The following is a 2,449-nucleotide window of genomic DNA, read 5'->3' as shown; positions in this document are numbered from 1 at the left end:
ATTCGCCGTTCTTCTCGGCGTAATAATCGCGGCAGGCCCGTTTGACCTCCTGTCACCCGGAGCACCGCCGTTATACATATATCCCGCCCTCATAGCCGCAGTCGCAATGATAACAGCAGCCGGAAACGTCATCAACGACTACTTCGACCGGGACATCGATGCAGTCAACCGTCCCGACCGGGCGATCCCTTCCGGCGAAATAACCCCGAAGGCCGCACTCGCATATAGTATAGTGCTCTTCATCGCAGGACTCGCCGCCTCCCTCTTCACAAACCTGCTGTGCATCGCCATTGCAATCTTAAACTCGGCCCTGCTCGCACTCTACGCAAGCAGCCTCAAGGGAGTCCCTCTCGCGGGAAACATCGCGGTATCCTACCTCACCGCAAGCATATTCCTCTTCGGCGGTGCGACCTTCGGCCCCTTCGGGCTTATGCAGAACTTCTACGTCGCACTCATCGTCTTCCTCGCCATCCTCGCCCGTGAACTCCTCAAGGACGCCGAGGACATCGAAGGCGACAGCAAAGGCGGGGCCAGAACTCTCCCGATGTCCATCGGGGTGAAGAAGACCGGAATCCTCTGCTTCGTCCTCTCCCTTATCGCGGTCATAATCAGCCTCCTGCCCGTCTTCCGCTGGTGGGGTCCTGCATACCTCCTCCTGATCGTCATCGCCGATCTCGTAATCATGGCGGGTGCGACAAACGGCCTTTATGCAGAAAGCCCTGCAGACCTCAGGAGAACGAAGGCCACCTCGATCCTGAAGTACGGGATGTTCTTATCGCTCGTAATCTTCATCGCGTCCGCAATGCTCATAGGATAAATTAAATAAACATAGGGATTGCATTTGTTGATGGATGAAAGTTTTCAGGGATGGCAATACTTTTATAGCTCCCGCAGGGTCGTATTTTGAGGGCAACGTTAAGATAAACGGGGATTTCGTTGTCCCGCCCCTCACTCATTTCTGGGGCGTCTTAGACGTCGCGGGCAATCTCGAACTCGGTCCGAGGTCGTCTGTAAAATCGAGAGTCATATGCAGAAACGCGGTAATCGGGCCGCACACTGAAATAAACGGACCGCTCAGGGCATCGGGGGATGTCACCATCTGCGACTCCGCAAAGATAAAGACCATCGAGGCCGCAGGCGACGTGATCCTCCGACCCGGAGTCGAGATCGGGGACGTAAGGAGCGAAGGAACGATATACGTCTACGGAAAGGTAAAGTCGGGAAAACTCTTCGGGCGGCAGGTAAAAGTCTTAAGAGACCCGGTCCAGAACCCTAATCCGGTTTCGGAAGACCCTCGCGTGCCACTTCGAGAAGATCGTTCCAGTTCATTATAGTCTCGACACAGCCGTCCTTTAACGTAAGGACGCCCATCCCGATAAGCCCGGCCTTATCAAGCATCTCGAGACCCTCTTTTACTTCGACCAGGCAGCCGACACCGATCACGGCCTCGGGCTGGTATTTTGCAACCATTCTTTTGATAAGAGTCGAACCCGGAGCTATCCATACCATATAGCCCATATCCTCAAGTTCGTCTATATGTGCACCGATCTCGCACCGCCCGCAGCGCCTGCACACCAGGCCCTCGGGTGTCAGGTTCGCCGGGCATGCCGAATGCCTCAGGCACTGGGGCACGAAGATCGCCCTCTTGTTCGACGGAACCGCAGCAAAAGAGCTCTTCGTCATCGCGTTGTGGAGCCTGATGAAGAACGCCGTCAGCTCCTTGTCGTCGAGACCGAAGAACTTGCATATCGCCTTGACCAAACCTTCCGATATGACAAGGCCCGCCTGCAGGACTCGCGGGAAGTAGAACCTGCCGCGTTTGATGGAGTAAAACGCTAACGCTACGACAAAGAGGGAGAAGAGGAACAACCCGATAAACACGATGACCGCAATCTCCCCGATCGCGATCATAAACTGGTCCCACAACTCTGTTCCCGGCAACATTTCACTCACCTGTATGTAATCAGCGGTTATATACCAACCTTTCGCTGCAATATCTCATCGACCGAGAAAGGCGGCATGACCGCTCCCTTTTCCGTAAATATCGCCGTTACGAGCTCCACCGGCGTCGAATCGAACGCGTAGTTTATCGCATCTACCGAATCAGGCATAAGGAGCCTGTCCCCGCACTTCGCAAGCTCGTTTCGGTCCCTCTGCTCGACGACGACGTCCTTTTCCGAGAGTGTCGCGTCGAATGTCGACGTAGGAGCGGCGACATAGAACGGGATTTCGTGGTGCTTTGCGCAGACAGCATGCATGTAGGTCCCGATCTTGTTGAATACCGCATCGTGCGTTATCCTGTCCGCACCGACGACGACCGCATCGATCTCGCCTCTCTTCATGAGGAACGCGGCGCCGGAGTCGGTGATCGTCTTTACAGGGATGTTGTCCCTCGAAAGCTCCCATGCGGTAAGCCTCGATCCCTGGTTGAGCGGCCGGGTTTCGCACG

At 55.5% G+C, this 2,449-nt stretch carries 4 protein-coding genes; 2 read left to right on the top strand and 2 right to left on the bottom strand.

All coding sequences use genetic code 11. The features are described from left to right. A partial coding sequence (locus tag METPAY_RS09240) for a geranylgeranylglycerol-phosphate geranylgeranyltransferase (protein WP_048151673.1) occupies positions 1-817 on the top strand: 817 nt, incomplete at its 5' end. A 34-nt stretch (positions 818-851) separates the two neighbouring features. Then, positions 852-1,334, top strand: a complete 483-nt coding sequence (locus tag METPAY_RS09235; RefSeq protein WP_048151671.1) for a bactofilin family protein — start codon at positions 852-854, stop codon at positions 1,332-1,334. Here METPAY_RS09235 and METPAY_RS09230 read toward each other — a convergent pair. Next, the gene (locus METPAY_RS09230; protein ID WP_048151668.1) at positions 1,273-1,944 is read right to left on the bottom strand and encodes a DUF116 domain-containing protein; all 672 of its coding nucleotides are present in this window, start codon (positions 1,942-1,944) and stop codon (positions 1,273-1,275) included. The genes METPAY_RS09235 and METPAY_RS09230 overlap by 62 nt on opposite strands. Before the next feature lie 26 nt (positions 1,945-1,970). Then, a partial coding sequence (locus METPAY_RS09225; protein WP_048151665.1) for an S-methyl-5-thioribose-1-phosphate isomerase occupies positions 1,971-2,449 on the bottom strand: 479 nt, incomplete at its 5' end.

The sequence above is a fragment of the Methanolacinia paynteri genome (assembly GCF_000784355.1).
GTDB lineage: Archaea > Halobacteriota > Methanomicrobia > Methanomicrobiales > Methanomicrobiaceae > Methanolacinia > Methanolacinia paynteri.
Note: the sequence above shows the minus strand (reverse complement) of the source record. Positions and strands in the feature narration are given on the sequence as shown.